Consider the following 14626-nt stretch of genomic DNA (forward strand, 5'->3'; position numbering starts at 1 on the left):
TTGGGGTTATGGAAAAATCGGAAAAATTTGGTTACAAACAGGCCGGTGTGGATATCGAGGCGGGAGCGAAAGCGGTTGAGCTCATGAAGAAAGAGGTAAAATCCACATTTCGTCCTGAGGTGCTCACTGAAATAGGAGGCTTCGGTGGGCTTTTTAGTTTTGATAAAGACAAATATAAAGAGCCTGTTTTAGTTTCCGGGACAGACGGGGTGGGAACCAAATTAAAGATTGCTCAAATAATGGATAAGCATGATACCGTTGGTATAGATTTGGTTGCTATGTGTGTTGACGATATTGTTGTATCGGGGGCGGAGCCACTTTTCTTTTTAGATTATATTGCCATAGGCAAACTTATTCCGGAGAAGGTTGCTCGGATTGTTGCTGGAGTAGCTTCTGGTTGTAGGATGGCTGGTTGTGCTCTTTTAGGAGGGGAAACAGCCGAGCATCCCGGAGTTATGCCTCCCAATGATTACGATTTGGCTGGTTTTTGTGTAGGGGTTGTTGAAAAAAGCAAAATTATTGATGGTTCTAAAATCAAAGAAGGGGATATAATTCTTGGCCTTGCTTCGTCCGGGCTTCACAGTAATGGATATTCGTTAGTCAGAAAGCTCTTTCTCGAAAAAGGAAATTATTCGTTAGAAGAAAGTGTTCCCGGGCTCGATTGTGCTTTGGGAGAAGAACTTCTTAAGCCAACTAAAATCTATGCCTCTTCAATTTTAAAAATTACTAAGTTGTTTAGTATTAAAGGTATAGCTCATATCACCGGTGGTGGAATTACCGAAAATATTCCCAGAGTTTTACCCGAAGGTTGTGACGCGAAAATTGACTTATCTTCTTGGAGCATCCCCCCTATATTTAAGCTTATACAAAAAGAGGCGGACATTGATAAGGAAGAAATGTTTAAGACTTTTAATATGGGGATAGGTATGGCGGTGACAGTCTCTCCTAAAGAAGTGGATTCGGTGGAAGAGTTGTTGAGCAAAGAAGGAGAGAGAGTTTTTAAAATAGGCGAAGTTGTTTTGGGTAGAAGGGAAGTGGCCTATGTCTAAAAGAATCAGGTTGGGCATTTTGGCCTCGGGCAGTGGGACCAATCTTCAAGCAATTATCGATGCGTGTGAATCAGGGGATATCCTCGCGGACGTGGTTGTGGTTATAAGCAATGTTTCTGATGCTTATGCTTTGGAGCGTGCGCGGAAACATAATATAAAAACGGTTTTTATTGATAAAAAAAACTTTAAATCAAGACAGGATTATGATAAAGAGCTTGTATTTATTTTAAAGGAAAATCAAGTTGATTTAGTGGTTTTGGCAGGGTATATGCTGTTAGTGGGACCGGAATTTGTGCGGGCCTTCAGGGGAAGGATAATGAATATTCATCCAGCGTTGCTTCCTTCTTTTCCCGGCACGCACAGTGTTAAGGATGCACTTGATTACGGCGTTAAAGTGTCTGGGGTAACAGTGCATTTTGTTGATGAAGGCCTGGATACGGGGCCTATAATATTACAAGAAGCTGTTCCTGTTATGGAGAATGATACAGTTGAAACTCTTCACAATCGGATTCATCAAGCTGAGTATAAGATTTATCCTGCGTCTATTAAACTTTTTGCTGAAGGGAGACTTAAGATAGAAGGAAGAAAAGTGAGAATATTAGAGAAAGGGGAGAATCGATGGAGGAGATAAAAGTAAAGCGCGTACTGGTAAGTGTCTCTAATAAAGAGGGCATAGTGGATTTTGTGAAAGGTTTAAAGAGTTTTGGCGCTGAAATTATTTCAACTGGTGGCACGGCAAAGGTTTTAAGAAATGCCGGGGTAGAGGTTATGGGAATTTCCGAGGTGACAAAGTTTCCGGAAATGTTAGACGGCCGTGTAAAAACGCTCCACCCTGCTATTCACGCCGGCCTTTTGGCGATAAGAGATAAAAAGGAGCACATGGAGCAGATAGAAAAAGAGGGGATAAGCCCCATTGATATGGTGGTAGTAAATCTCTATCCATTTGCTGAAACAATAGCAAAAAAAGGAGTAACCATGGCTGAGGCCGTTGAGCAGATTGATATAGGTGGGCCCTCAATGTTGCGCTCGGCGGCAAAGAATTTTGAGGGTGTTGCGGTTGTGGCTAACCCGGAAAGATATGATGAAATTATTTCGGAGATGAAAAAAAATAATGGATGTACATCGAGGAAAACAAGATTGGAATTGGCAAAAGAAGTTTTTAGATTGACAGCAGAATATGACACAATAATTAGTCAATATCTTTGTGATAAAGAAGATTTTCCATCTTTATTGAATTTAAAGTTTGAAAAAATTCAAGATTTACGCTATGGAGAGAATCCTCACCAAAGAGCGGCTTATTATCGTGAGCTTAACCCCCCAAAACATTCTTTGGTTTTTGCGAATAAACTTCATGGAAAAGACCTTTCATTTAATAATATTATTGATCTTGACGCGGCTTGGTCGCTCTGCTGTGAATTTACTGTACCGGCGGCGGTTGTTGTTAAACACACCAATCCTTGCGGGGTGGCTCTTGCGGACGATATTGCTACTGCTTACGAAAAAGCCCATGCTGTTGACTCGGTTTCTGCTTTTGGCAGTGTGGTAGCTTTAAATAGAGTAGTTGATGTATCAGTAGCGGAAAAGATTGCATCCACTTTTGTTGAAGCGGTAATCGCCCCGGCTTTTTTAGAGGAAGCGTTGGAGATACTTACGAAGAAGAAAAATATCCGCCTAATGCATATGGGAGAAGAAAGAGAAAAACTTACTCCCGCAATGGACATTAAACGTGTGGATGGCGGTATTCTGCTCCAGGATATGGACACGGGGCACGATGATAGAAAGGATATGAAAGTTGTAACCGAAACCAAACCAACAGAGAAAGAGTGGGAAGACCTTTTATTTGCCTGGAGGGTTGCTAAGCACATAAAATCTAATGCAATTTTGATAGCTAAAGACTTAAAAGCTGTTGGGGTGGGCGCCGGTCAAATGAGCAGAGTGGACTCTTCGGAACTGGCTATAAAGAAAGCGGGAGGGGTCAAGGCCTGCAAGGATGCAGTGGTTGCGTCGGATGCTTTCTTTCCTTTTAGAGACTCTATAGATGCTCTGGCCAAAGTTGGAATTAAAGCAATTATTCAGCCGGGTGGCTCAATGCGTGACGAAGAGGTTGTTGCTGCTGCCAATGAGCATGGTATTGCGATGATCTTTACAGGCAAAAGACATTTCCGTCATTAATTTTTAGCAAGTTATCTTCAACTGCAAAAATTTCTTGACAGCATAAGTTAAGGTTGATACCCTGTTCTCTGCTGTGTAAAATAAAAGCAGTAGGTAATAGGTAGTTTATGGTTGGTGTTTTTTTATTTTAGTAGCAATTGCTTTTAACTATTGGCTGTAATTTTTTAGATTTTGACTAATGATTAATAACTAACAACTAGATGGGCCATTAGCTCAGTTGGCCCCTTGGCCTGGTAAGGCCTCCGGGGTCCCGTAGGTCAAAGACCGAGGGATAGAGCACTTCATTTACGGTAGTGTTAAAGTTGTCGGGTAGTTGAATTTGGGCCGTTAGCTCAGTTGGTAGAGCACCGGACTTTTAATCCGGGTGTCGAAGGTTCGAGTCCTTCACGGCTCACCATTTTTAGTGATATGGAATTAAGTAACCATATTGCTATGTTAGTAGCTAAGTATCGAGCATGCCCCCATCGTCTAGGGGCCTAGGACACAGCCCTTTCAAGGCTGCGGCGGGGATTCGAATTCCCCTGGGGGCACCAATTTAGGGAATTGAAATGGGTGACGCCAGGCATTCCTCCTGGTGGGGCACCAATTTGAATAGTCGGGTGTACGGAGTCGATAGTAAAATTAAAATAAGGTTTTATAATAATAAAAAAGCTTTCACTCTTGACTTTGAACTAATAAACTATAGATTAATGGGGCGATTGGCTCAGCGGGAGAGCACCTGCCTTACAAGCAGGGGGTCGCAGGTTCAAATCCTGCATCGCCCACCAAAAAGGCAGTTTATGGTTAGTGGTTTATGGTAAAAGAGCATTTAAGAGTTTTTGTTTATGAACTATCAACTATTTTCACTATTAACCAAAGTTTTGGGGGCGTGGTGTAGCCTGGTTTAACACACTGGCCTGTCAAGCCAGAGATCGCGGGTTCAAATCCCGTCGCTCCCGCCACATTAGTTACATAGATACATAGTAACTTGCTAACATAGTTTTTTATAGTTCAATGTCACTATGTTGCTATGTGGCCAGGTATCTTTTACGGCGGGATAGCTCAGTCGGTAGAGCAGAGGACTGAAAATCCTCGTGTCCGCGGTTCGATTCCGCGTCCCGCCACCACCGTTTCTCCAGCTCGGAATATATATTTTTGAATATCTGTCATTGGACACATCGTTCTGAAAATTCCCTTAGAAAAATATTGACAAAAGAGATAAATTTTACTATTATATCAATGTGTGTTGATACAATAGTAATTGATATGAGGTGTTATGGAAGACTTGCAAGTTGGTTGTGGGATTAAAACAAAAAAATTAAAGGAACTGGCGGAGTATTTGAAAATCATTTCCGATGAAAATCGATTGAAAATTTTGTGTTTCCTAAAACACGGAGAACATTGCGTGTGTAAAATTAACGAGGTTCTTAATCTTCCCCAGAATCTCACATCACATCATTTAAAAATCTTACGTGAAGCGGATTTTGTAATTGCCAGGCGTGAAGGTAGATGGATTCATTATCGTTTAAACAATAAAAAAATCCGTTATTTAATGGAGCTTTGTCAAAAGAATATTTTGGGAGGGAAAAGTGGAGATTAAATTATTGGGAACGGGCTGTTTAAACTGTAAAAAACTTGAGGCAAATACCGTCGAGGCGATTACAAAACTTGGAATTGATGCAGAGGTTGAGAAGGTAACCGATATTGTCGAGATAATGAGCTATGGTATTCTTTCGGTCCCCGCGCTTGTGGTTGACGGGGAAGTTAAAGTAAGTGGCCGGATACCTAGCGTTAATGAAATTATGAATCTTTTAAAGGTATAATTATGTGGCAGAATGCAGTTAATTGGTTAATTTATGATTTGTTGGGATTAGATAAAAGCTCACTTTTTGGCGGAGCGGTAAATTTTTTCATCTACGATGTTGTGAAAATTATTTTCTTACTTTTCGTAATCATATTTAGTGTTAATATAATTCGCTCGTTTTTGCCACCCGAAAAAATCAAGGAGATGCTTGCCGGTAAAAATAAGTATGTTGGGAATGTGCTTGCGGCTCTCTTTGGGATAGTGACCCCGTTTTGTTCATGCTCAGCGGTACCCCTTTTTATAGGATTTGTTGAGTCAGGGATACCTCTTGGAGCAACATTTTCTTTTCTTATTGCTTCGCCGGTAATTAACGAGATTGCTCTCGGACTCTTATGGAATTACTTTGGCTTAAAGATTGCCCTTATATACATTGTCTCGGGTTTACTTATCGCCATATTTGGAGGCGTTGTTATCGGTAAGCTTGGTCTCGAGGATTGGGTTGAGGATTTTGTATATCAAATTAAAGTAGGTAAAAGCGTAAGCCGGGCCGCAAAACTTACTTTTAAAAAGCGCTCTAAGGATGCTTGGATTTACACATTTGGATTGGTTAAGAAAATCCTTCCTTATATTGTGCTCGGAGTAGGCGTAGGCGCTTTTATTCACGGTTACGCGCCGGAGGATTTGCTGGTGCGTATTGCGTCAAAATCAAATCCATTCACTGTGCCGGCTGCGGTTTTAATCGGTGTCCCGCTCTACTCAAATGCTGCCGGGACCATTCCGATTGTGGTGGCCCTCATAGAGAAAGGGGTCCCTATGGGCACAGCGCTTGCTTTCATGATGGCGGTAACTGCTTTAAGTCTTCCTGAGATGATAATTTTGCGCAAAGTCTTGAAGAAGCCGTTGCTCGCGACATTTTTTGGCATCGTCACAATCGCCATTATTTTTACCGGTTATCTCTTTAATATGTTGATTTAAACTCCGATATGTTTATAAAACCTAAAAATTTCTTTAACCCTCTTATTTGACACAAGACTCTTTTTCGGGTTAAATAATAATGAGAATCATTATCAATAAAGGAGACAAGAGATGCCAGGTCCGAGATGGAGAGGAAACTTTAAAGAACGTGGTCATAGAATAACCGCTTCAAGGAGTGCTATTTTAGACGTTTTAAGTAAAAAGCGTGGTCATCTAACTGCCGAAGATGTTTTTTTTGAAGTGAGAAAAATACAGAGAGGGATAGGTATTGCAACCGTTTATAGGACATTAGACCTTCTGGTGCAGATGGGTTTGGTTTGTAAGTTCGATTTTGGTGATGGCAGAGCCAGGTATGAGCTTGCCTCTGGCAAAAAAGGGCATCACCACCATCTCATATGTAGAAATTGTGGTCGGATAATTAATTACGATGATTTTTTAACCGAGGAAACCGGCCTTGTTAAAAAAATAGAGAAGGAATTGAGTCAAAAACATGGTTTTAAGATAGACGCTCATCAATTGGATTTTTATGGTTTGTGCAAGGATTGCCAAAAGGAGGTGAAATAAATGTCTGGATTCAATGGAACGGGACCAAGGGGTGAAGGGCCAATGACGGGCGGAGCAAGAGGATATTGCGCGCTACCGTATGAAAGCTATGCTGCCTCAGGGGGTGCTTATCCCGTTAGGCCGATGTCTTCGTTGCTTGGCGCGCCAAGACCGTATTCATACGCAAGGCCTCGTTTAGGTCTCGGTTTTCGTCGAGGCGGAGGTTTTGGACGCCGAGGTGGTTGTGGAAGACGGTTTTAAACTTATTTAATAATTAAAGGAGGCGATTTTTATGCCAGGATTCAATGGAACAGGGCCAAGAGGCGAAGGGCCTATGACGGGCGGAAGACGAGGAAATTGCTCACCGTCTTACGGAGCAGATTATCCAAGCAGACCCCGCGGAGGTTTTGCGCCGGGAGGCAGGGGATATAGAAACATGTATTACGCAACAGGCCAACCGGGTTGGGCGCGTTTTGGCTACAGTCCCGGCCGGGGTCAAGGAGCGGGAGCAGTTTCTCAAGAGCCGGGAACAGAAAAAGAACTTCTTAAAGAAGAGGCGAGTTTGTTAAAAGAGCGTTTGGATGTGATAGAAAAACGTCTAAATGAAATCAAGGAAAGTGCCGAATGAACTATGTTTACGGCCCTGTTCCTTCCAGAAGATTAGGGTTCTCGCTCGGTGTTGATATAATTCCCTTCAAAATTTGCAGTTATGATTGTATTTATTGTCAGCTTGGCAAAACTACTTTAAAGACGGTTGAGCGGAAAGCATATGTTTCTTCTCAAGATGTTTTAGAAGAATTAGCTCTTTATTCGTCTGAATTTAAGGGACAAATTGATTATATTGCTTTTTCCGGGAGCGGGGAACCCACATTAAATAGCGAGATAGGAAAGATGATAAGAGGGGCTAAAAACCTAACTTCCATTCCGGTTGCCGTGCTCACAAACGGATCCATTTTCTTCAACAAAGATGTGCGAGAAGATTTAATGGAGGCCGATGTTGTGCTCCCTTCTTTAGACGCGATTACATCTTCGATTTTTCAAGCGGTAAATGTGCCTTGTCCATCTCTTAAAATAAGGGATATTATCGAAGGGTTGTGCTCTTTTATCAGAGAATTTAAGGGCGAAGTTTGGCTGGAGGTTCTTCTTTGCCGAGGGATAAACGATGGCGAAAAGGAGCTTGAGAGAATTAAAGAAGCTGTAGAATTGATAAAACCCAATAAAGTTCAGTTGAACACAGTTGTTCGACCATCGGGTCGAGGAGAAGTTTATCCTCTTAACTATGCGGAATTAGAAATCGCAAGAGAAATTATCGGGAATAATTGTGAGATTATAGCTGATTTTAAGGGTATGTCCGAGAGATTGTTTACAAAAGATGTTAGAGAAGAAGAAGTTTTAGCTCTTCTCAGACGAAGGCCTTGCACGATTGGAGATATTTCAAAAGTTTTAGGGGTTAATAGGTTGGAATTGATTAAGTATATTGAAATGCTAAATAAAAAAGGCAAATTAAAAAGCATTACTAAAGACGGAAAAATATATTATTATTCTAAGGGTTAAAAAAGTAACTTAAAAATTTTATTAAAGGAGAATTTAATTGAAAACGTGTTTAGACTGCATTTCGTGCTTTTTTAGGCAGGCGCTGGAAGCTTCCAGGATGGTTTCCGATGATGAAGCTCTTCATAAGGAAATTTTGCAAGAGGTTGCTAAAGAGTTTTCAAATATTTGTCTCGATGAATCACCTCCTTCAATTTCGCGGCGGGTACATAAAATAGTTCGCGATTTAACGGGAAATCCCGATCCTTATAAGGAAGTTAAACGTAAATATAATCAGATGGCTCTGGGGCTTTACCCTCAATTAAGAGAAAGAGTTTTAAAATCGGACGATCCTCTCCTTACTTCAATAAGGATGGCAATTGCGGGAAACATCATAGATTTTGGGGTTGGAAATTCTTTTGATGTTGAAAAAGAAGTTGAAGAAGCTTTTCATAAAGAATTTGCTACGCTCGACTATTCTGAATTTTGTGATTTCATTGAAGATTCTGAAGAAATACTTTATCTTGGCGATAATGCCGGCGAGGTTGTATTTGACCGGCTTTTGATTGAGGTTATTGAGAGTATGAATAAGCGGGTAGTTTATGCGGCGCGGGGCGCGCCTATCATAAACGATGCTACATTGGATGACGCTAAAGAGTGTGGAATTCATGAAAATGCAACTGAGTTGATTTCAACCGGTTCGGATGCGCCGGCCACTGTTCTTGAGTTTTGCTCACCCGATTTTATTGATAGGTATGAAAATGCCCAGATGATAATAAGTAAGGGCCAGGGTAATTTTGAGGCGTTGTCTGGTGAAAAGAAGCCAATCCTTTTCCTTTTTAAAGTCAAGTGTCCCGTTGTCGCTAAAAATATAAATCATAAGGTTGGCGACATGGTTTTATCCAGAGGATGATCCTTTGGATTAATGGGTCAGAAGTTTTAAAATAGGCATAAAATATAGCACTTAAAAATAGTTTATCAGGGCAAGTTTTTGTTCTGGTTTTCTTGTTTTTTTTAGAGCTGTTATTATTGGCGTAAGCTCTTCTGTTAAAATATATTAATTAGCTTAATTGCTTATTAATAAGGGTCCAAAAGCATTGTTGGAGTTGATGCGTTCTTATGAAAAATAAAATCACGGGTAAACTGAAAAGAAATGTGGGTTTTATGTCAGCGGTTTCCATAAGTATGGGGACGATGATAGGGGCCGGAATTTTTGTTCTTCCTGGAATCGCAATAGCTAAAGCGGGGTCTGGTGCCATAATTTCCTTTGCTATTGCCGGACTAATTGCTCTAACCGCTGCTTTATCGGCAAGCGAGCTTGCGTCGGGAATGCCTAAAGCCGGTGGAAGCTATCACATTATCAATCGGAGTTTGGGGCCGGCTATCGGTTCTGTAGCGGGTTGGGGGAGCTGGGTAGGTCTGGTTTTTAAAGGTTCTTTTGCCGTAGTTGGTTTTGCTTATTATTTTGCACTTTTTGTCCACTTACCCGTGGTTCCTGTGGCAATAGCGGCAATTGTTTTTTTGACTTTCATAAATGTCGTGGGAGCAAAAGAAAGTGGAACCACCCAAATTCTAATGGTTATCGGGTTGCTGATTATATTGGTTGTTTTTACCGGTTGGGGTTTTTTTGAAGTTAATTTTTCTAATTATAAACCTTTTCTTCCCTATGGTTGGGATTCTGTCTTTATGGTGGCCGGTCTGGTTTTTGTTTCTTATGTCGGGCTTATAGAAGCTTCGGCAATAGCTGAAGAGATAAAGAACCCTCGAGAAACAATTCCCAAAGCAATTATTCTGTCTACAATTATAGTTATTCTCCTTTACGTTTTGGTAATGTTTGTGGTTGCGGGCGTTGCTCCCCACGGATTTTTTGCGGGGACGGAGACCCCTGTTGTGAAGGCGGCTGAGATTTTTATGGGAAATACCGGCATGACGATTTTGGCCTTTGCAGGTCTTTTGGCGACCCTTTCTACGGGGAACGCTGTAATTTTATGTTCACCGAGGTATTCGTTTGCAATGAGCAGAGATGGATTGATGCCGGATTGGCTGAGTGAAGTTCACGGCAAATTTTATACGCCGTATAAATCTATTCTTGTAACCGCAGGGGCGATGATTTTATTGGTTCTTTTTGTCGATGTTATCGGTTTGGCGGAGCTTGCCAGCGCTTTTAACTTGGTGCTCTTTTCACTCATCAACGTCTCGGTAATATTAATGAGAGTCAACAAACCCCTCTGGTTTAAGCCCTCGTTCAGGTCTCCGGGTTATCCCTTGGTGCAGACTATAGGAACGATTGCCTCTTTGAGTTTAATACCGGCGATGGGAGCAATGCCAACGATTGCGGCCCTCCTGTTCATTTTTGGTGGCTTGAGCTGGTATTATCTGTGGGGTAGAGACAGGATAGAAAATAAGAGCGTGGCTTTGGATATCTCCAGGGGTCTAAGAGCCAGGATGGCGTTGTGAAGAATGGATGAAATTAAAAACTGCCCGGTTGATGAAGGACATTACAAGATTTTGCTTCCGCTTAGAGGGACAAAATATAGTAAACATTTAATCTCCATAGCGTGCGCGATTGCTAAAAAAAGGAATGGGAGAATTTTGGCCGTAAAAATGATGAAGTTATCTCCCTCGGTTTCTTTCTCTTCACGAATGGGGATGTTGGGGGACGAATTAAGAGAGACTGAAGAGATGTTGAACCAAATTGTTGAGGACTGCCGGGGATTTGGTGTTGAGGCCGAAGCCACATTAATTTCTTCTTATTCTCCAAAGAAAGACATATTAGAGCTGGCCGAAAAAGAAGGTTGTAATCTGATAGTGCTTGAATGGAAGGGGAAACTTGGAAGGGTTAAGGTGCTGGAAAACGTGGAAGAGTGGATTATGCAGCATGCTTCTTTCGACGTTGTGGCATTTAAAAATAATAAGGGAATAAAAGAGATAAATAAAGTGTTGGTGTCAACCCCCATTGGACCGCATGCGGAGTTTACTGTTTCAATTGCGGGTAGCATTGCTGAACTTGTCGGTGCCGAGATTTCTTTCTTTAGGGTTATAAACCCAAGGGCCAATAAGGAAGAGGTTAAAATAATTGAAGGTTACCAAAACAAACTTGCAAATGTGTCTGGTGTATCGACCGACACGGGAAGTCGTAAGAGTTCAAAAGTAGCTGAGGAGATAGTTCGCGAAACGGAAGGACATGACCTTGTGGTCATGTCCGCTTCGGGCGATTGGGTTTTTAAAAGCATTGGTTTTGGCTCATTGCCCGATGAGGTTATCAGAAAAGCTAAAAGTTCCGTCATTATAGTTAGAAAAGGGATATCAAAGCGTGAAAGTTGGTTTAGAAGGATTAGATATACCATCTGGAAGAAGATATTTTGAAATTTTAGACATGAAACCAAAAAGTTTAAAAGGATTAGGTATACCATCTGGAAACCATCGAGATTTAACTGGTAATAGAAGTGAAGATGTGATTGGGAAGATTAAGAGGGGAAAAATTAAAGGTAAAGCAGCTTATTTCCTCTTCTTATTTGAAATTTGGGACATCTTTTTTATGTTTGGCTTTGGGTTTTGCTGCGTTGGCCAGCTATTCTCTTTGATTTAGATTTGCTCTTTATTATTCCCGTTCCATGGATTACTCCTATTATCACTCCCCTTTTTATATCTGTTCTTTTTCTTACCGGTGCCTTTTTGATTTTTTCCAGAGATAGAATCGTTTTTGGTCTTTTGGATTTGGTTTTTGAAACTTTGGCGGCTTTTATCGTCATTTTGTCTTTTACCCTTAATTATACTGCGGTTTTTAAATCCCCAATGGTGTACGCTTTTCCCGGGTGGTTTTTCTTTCTCGGTGTTATTTTGGGAGTTTTTGTTTTTGTAAGGAGATTGATAGTTGGCTCGTAAGTTGGATGGCGGGTTTGCTAGTTTGTTATATTGCTGAGGCATCATTGCGAGCCACCTGCCCGCCAATATTGGCATAATAGGCGTAGGCAGGCGGGTCAACGGGAGCGTGGCAATCTCCGATGTATCCTTTGTGGTTTTTTTCACTGGAACCTGCTAAAATTTTCCATTATGACAAGGCCGGTTACAACCATTCAAAGAGCAAGGTTGCTTATCAAAGGTGTCGTTCAAGGCGTTGGCTTCAGACCTTTTATCTACCAGCTTGCGCACGATTTCTCTTTAAACGGCTGGGTGTTAAATTCATCTAAGGGTGTTGTAATTGAAGTCGAAGGGATAACGGAGGATGTTAACGGTTTTATCAAAGAGATCGAGATAAAACCTCCCCCGCTTGCTCTGATAGAGAGTCTTGAATGTGAGGTTTTGCCTCCCGCTGGCTATGAGTCTTTTATTATCAAGTCGAGCCTGCAAGAAGATGAAAAGTTTTTATTAATCTCCCCCGATATAAGTATCTGTGATGATTGCTTGCGTGAGTTATTTGACCCAAAGGATGGACGTTACCGCTATCCCTTTATAAATTGTACCAACTGTGGGCCACGGTTCACCATAATTGAGGATATCCCTTATGACAGAGAAAAGACGACCATGAAGAAGTTCAAGATGTGTGAGCGTTGTCAAAAGGAGTATGATGATCCCGCAAATCGCAGATTTCACGCTCAGCCGAATGCTTGCGCGGATTGTGGCCCCAAGCTTACGCTAGTGAGGAGTCGGGAGCTAGGAGTCGGTAGTGAAGAAATTAATTCTGATGACCTAGTTAAGGGAACAATCACATTGCTCAAAAAAGGAAGAATTGTAGCCATCAAGGGTTTGGGCGGATTTCACCTCGCTTGCGACGCGGAAAACGATGAGGCGATCTCCAGGTTAAGGGAAAGAAAAAGGCGCTTTGGCAAACCGCTGGCGGTTATGATGTCCGATATCGACACAGTTAAAAAATTTTGCTTTGTGAATGAAAAAGAAGAGAAATTGCTTTTAAGCTACAGACGGCCGATAGTTCTTTTAAAGATGTTTCCCAGCTCAACCATCTCCGATTTGGTCGCTCCAAATAACAACTATCTTGGGGTCATGCTTCCCTATACGCCGCTTCATTATCTGATTTTAAAGGAATCGAATATGGTTTTGGTCATGACAAGCGGGAATTTGAGCGAGGAGCCAATTGCCTTTGAAAATGATGAGGCCATGGAAAGACTGGGCGATATTGCCGATTACTTCTTGCTTCACGACAGGGACGTATATTCGAGGTATGACGATTCAGTGGCGAGGGTGTCGGACGGCAAAGAGGTGATGATAAGGCGGGCCAGAGGATACGCTCCCCTTCCCATACATCTACCCTTTGAATCAAAGGAAATACTTGCCTGTGGACCGGAGCTTAAAAATACATTTTGTTTAACTAAAGGCAAACACGCTTTCATAAGCCAGCATATCGGTGATATGGAAAACCAGGATACTTTGGAGCATTTTGAGCAAACCCTGGCACTTTATAAAAGGTTGTTTAGAATCGAGCCAAAAATTATCGCCTATGATCTTCACCCCGAGTATTTGTCAACTAAATTTGCGAAATCTCTAGAAGGCATGAAACTTATAGGGGTTCAGCATCACCACGCCCACATAGTCAGCTGCATGGTGGAAAATGGCATCGAGGATAAGGTTATCGGGGTGTCTTTCGACGGGACGGGTTATGGTACCGATGGAACAATTTGGGGAGGGGAATTTTTAGTTGCCGACTGGAAGAGCTTTGAAAGGTATGCTCATCTTCGCTATGTGCCTATGCCAGGTGGAGAGGGAGCCATAAAGAAGCCCTACAGGATGGCCTTGGGATATCTATATAGTTTCTTCGGGGGCAAAATTGAGGAACTTGATATAGATTTTTTAAAGGGATTAGATGAAGTCGAGCTCAAAAATATTAGGATTCAAATCGAGAAAGATCTGAATTCTCCCATGACATCAAGCTGCGGTCGCTTTTTTGACGCGGTCTCTGCTCTTGTGGGCGTATGTGATGTGGTTGATTATGAAGGTCAGGCGGCTATAGAATTGGAAATGGTTGCGCAAGCAGATGTTGACGAGAGGTACGATTTTAAATTGGAAGAAAATTCAAGAAAAACACAGTTATCTTCGCTAATCGTAGATACGAAACCTATTATTATGGGAGTGATCGACGATTTAAAAATTGGTCTATCAAATTCAGAAATATCTGCCAAATTTCACAATACCGTCGCTGCTTTCGTGATTGCCGTTTGCAATAAGTTGAGAGAAGAGAAGGGAATAAATAAGGTGGTTTTGAGCGGAGGGGTCTTCCAAAATTTGTTTTTAAGTAATAAACTTATGCGAGAGTTGCGCGATAAAGGTTTTAAAGTATATTTTCAAAGGAAGGTGCCCTGCAATGATGGTGGCATCTCTTTGGGGCAGGCGGTCATCGCCAATTTTTCCGTTTAGGAGGTTTTTTCTATGTGTTTGGCTGTTCCCGGGAAGGTTGTTCGACTGAAGGATTTAGACATGGCTGATGTGGAAATTGGAGGTATTGAAACAGAGGTTGGCCTTCAACTGGTTTCCGATGTTAAAATTGGTGAATATGTTCTCGTTCACGCCGGCTATGCTATCAATAAGATAGACGAAGAGGGTGCTAAAGAGATGATGAAAC

Annotated in this window: 17 protein-coding genes and 5 tRNA genes; 21 read left to right on the forward strand and 1 reads right to left on the reverse strand. The window is 41.7% G+C overall.

Annotated elements, in window-relative coordinates; genetic code table 11:
- The first annotated feature begins 8 nt into the window (after positions 1 to 8).
- From purM to Q7U95_RS01800, 19 genes are all read left to right on the forward strand, one after another.
- Positions 9 to 1049 carry a phosphoribosylformylglycinamidine cyclo-ligase gene (gene purM, locus Q7U95_RS01710; RefSeq protein ID WP_308751549.1) on the forward strand — a complete coding sequence of 347 codons (1041 nt, stop codon included), beginning with the start codon at positions 9 to 11 and terminating at the stop codon, positions 1047 to 1049.
- Positions 1042 to 1680, forward strand: a complete 639-nt coding sequence (purN, locus tag Q7U95_RS01715) for a phosphoribosylglycinamide formyltransferase (RefSeq protein WP_308751550.1) — start codon at positions 1042 to 1044, stop codon at positions 1678 to 1680. Before purM ends, purN begins: the two co-directional genes overlap by 8 nt.
- Positions 1668 to 3221, forward strand: coding sequence for a bifunctional phosphoribosylaminoimidazolecarboxamide formyltransferase/IMP cyclohydrolase (purH, locus tag Q7U95_RS01720; RefSeq protein WP_308751551.1), 1554 nt, complete (start codon positions 1668 to 1670; stop codon positions 3219 to 3221). Before purN ends, purH begins: the two co-directional genes overlap by 13 nt.
- A gap of 321 nt (positions 3222 to 3542) precedes the next feature.
- Positions 3543 to 3618 (forward strand) — tRNA-Lys (locus Q7U95_RS01725).
- A 60-nt stretch (positions 3619 to 3678) separates the two neighbouring features.
- Positions 3679 to 3754 (forward strand) — tRNA-Glu (locus tag Q7U95_RS01730).
- 159 nt (positions 3755 to 3913) lie between these two features.
- Positions 3914 to 3988 (forward strand) — tRNA-Val (locus Q7U95_RS01735).
- A 95-nt stretch (positions 3989 to 4083) separates the two neighbouring features.
- Positions 4084 to 4162: transfer RNA gene (locus Q7U95_RS01740), tRNA-Asp, on the forward strand.
- An 89-nt stretch (positions 4163 to 4251) separates the two neighbouring features.
- Positions 4252 to 4327, forward strand: a tRNA-Phe gene (locus Q7U95_RS01745).
- A gap of 149 nt (positions 4328 to 4476) precedes the next feature.
- Positions 4477 to 4800 carry a metalloregulator ArsR/SmtB family transcription factor gene (locus Q7U95_RS01750; protein ID WP_308751552.1) on the forward strand — a complete coding sequence of 108 codons (324 nt, stop codon included), beginning with the start codon at positions 4477 to 4479 and terminating at the stop codon, positions 4798 to 4800.
- On the forward strand, positions 4790 to 5023 hold the full coding sequence (locus tag Q7U95_RS01755; protein WP_308751553.1) for a thioredoxin family protein: 234 nt from the start codon (positions 4790 to 4792) through the stop codon (positions 5021 to 5023). The genes Q7U95_RS01750 and Q7U95_RS01755 overlap by 11 nt, the downstream gene beginning before the upstream one ends.
- A 2-nt stretch (positions 5024 to 5025) precedes the next feature.
- The gene (locus Q7U95_RS01760; RefSeq protein WP_308751554.1) at positions 5026 to 5979 is read left to right on the forward strand and encodes a permease; all 954 of its coding nucleotides are present in this window, start codon (positions 5026 to 5028) and stop codon (positions 5977 to 5979) included.
- Positions 5980 to 6090: 111 nt separating this feature from the next.
- The gene (locus Q7U95_RS01765; RefSeq protein ID WP_308751555.1) at positions 6091 to 6543 is read left to right on the forward strand and encodes a Fur family transcriptional regulator; all 453 of its coding nucleotides are present in this window, start codon (positions 6091 to 6093) and stop codon (positions 6541 to 6543) included.
- Positions 6544 to 6783: a DUF5320 domain-containing protein gene (locus tag Q7U95_RS01770; RefSeq protein WP_308751556.1), complete on the forward strand. Its 240-nt coding sequence runs from the start codon at positions 6544 to 6546 to the stop codon at positions 6781 to 6783.
- Between the two features lie 31 nt (positions 6784 to 6814).
- Positions 6815 to 7150: a DUF5320 domain-containing protein gene (locus Q7U95_RS01775; RefSeq protein WP_308751557.1), complete on the forward strand. Its 336-nt coding sequence runs from the start codon at positions 6815 to 6817 to the stop codon at positions 7148 to 7150.
- The gene (locus Q7U95_RS01780) at positions 7147 to 8076 is read left to right on the forward strand and encodes a radical SAM protein (protein ID WP_308751558.1); all 930 of its coding nucleotides are present in this window, start codon (positions 7147 to 7149) and stop codon (positions 8074 to 8076) included. The genes Q7U95_RS01775 and Q7U95_RS01780 overlap by 4 nt, the downstream gene beginning before the upstream one ends.
- A 37-nt stretch (positions 8077 to 8113) precedes the next feature.
- Positions 8114 to 8965 (forward strand): ARMT1-like domain-containing protein, encoded by an 852-nt coding sequence (locus Q7U95_RS01785; protein ID WP_308751559.1) that lies wholly within the window; start codon positions 8114 to 8116, stop codon positions 8963 to 8965.
- 206 nt (positions 8966 to 9171) lie between these two features.
- Positions 9172 to 10509 carry an amino acid permease gene (locus tag Q7U95_RS01790; protein ID WP_308751560.1) on the forward strand — a complete coding sequence of 446 codons (1338 nt, stop codon included), beginning with the start codon at positions 9172 to 9174 and terminating at the stop codon, positions 10507 to 10509.
- A gap of 3 nt (positions 10510 to 10512) precedes the next feature.
- Entirely contained in the window at positions 10513 to 11418 is a 906-nt protein-coding gene (locus Q7U95_RS01795) for a universal stress protein (protein ID WP_308751561.1), read from the forward strand.
- Complete coding sequence (locus Q7U95_RS01800; RefSeq protein ID WP_308751562.1) at positions 11366 to 11641, forward strand: hypothetical protein; 276 nt, start codon at positions 11366 to 11368, stop codon at positions 11639 to 11641. Before Q7U95_RS01795 ends, Q7U95_RS01800 begins: the two co-directional genes overlap by 53 nt.
- Here Q7U95_RS01800 and Q7U95_RS01805 read toward each other — a convergent pair.
- A complete protein-coding gene (locus Q7U95_RS01805) occupies positions 11638 to 11982 on the reverse strand; it encodes a hypothetical protein (protein WP_308751563.1) in 345 nt (114 codons plus the stop codon). The two genes, Q7U95_RS01800 and Q7U95_RS01805, sit on opposite strands and share 4 nt — an antisense overlap.
- A 123-nt stretch (positions 11983 to 12105) precedes the next feature.
- Here Q7U95_RS01805 and hypF point away from each other — a divergent pair, with 123 nt between their 5' ends.
- On the forward strand, positions 12106 to 14421 hold the full coding sequence (gene hypF, locus Q7U95_RS01810; RefSeq protein ID WP_308751564.1) for a carbamoyltransferase HypF: 2316 nt from the start codon (positions 12106 to 12108) through the stop codon (positions 14419 to 14421).
- 12 nt (positions 14422 to 14433) lie between these two features.
- A partial coding sequence (locus Q7U95_RS01815; protein WP_308751565.1) for a HypC/HybG/HupF family hydrogenase formation chaperone occupies positions 14434 to 14626 on the forward strand: 193 nt, incomplete at its 3' end.

The organism is Candidatus Oleimmundimicrobium sp. (assembly GCF_030651595.1).
GTDB lineage: Bacteria > Actinomycetota > Aquicultoria > UBA3085 > Oleimmundimicrobiaceae > JAUSCH01.